1 pseudogene is annotated in these 312 nt (G+C 68.6%); it reads left to right on the top strand.

Annotated elements, in window-relative coordinates:
• A pseudogene (locus tag A3736_RS17335) lies at window positions 1-312 on the top strand (DNA repair protein RecN); the annotation flags it as partial.

Genomic DNA, 312 nt, shown 5'->3' on the forward strand with positions numbered 1-312 from the left:
GCGCACAGCTCAGGCCCGGCTGGACGAAGCTCGCGATGCGCTCGAACAGTCGCGCGCCGATCAGGATCTGCTGCTCGCGCATCTTTCCGAACTCACGGCCATCGAACCGCAGGCGGGCGAGGAAGCGCGCCTCGCCGAAACGCGCGCTTCGATGCAGAAGGGCGAGAAGCTGTCCGGCGATCTCGAAGAATTGCGCCACATCTGGGAAGGGTCGGATTCGCCGCTCGCTTCGCTGCGCGTGGCGGCGCGACGGCTCGACCGGATCGCGCCCGAGCACCCCATGCTGGCCGAAGCGCTTGGCGCGCTCGATCG

The organism is Erythrobacter sp. HI0063, from assembly GCF_001635685.1.
In the GTDB taxonomy this organism is placed as follows: domain Bacteria; phylum Pseudomonadota; class Alphaproteobacteria; order Sphingomonadales; family Sphingomonadaceae; genus Qipengyuania.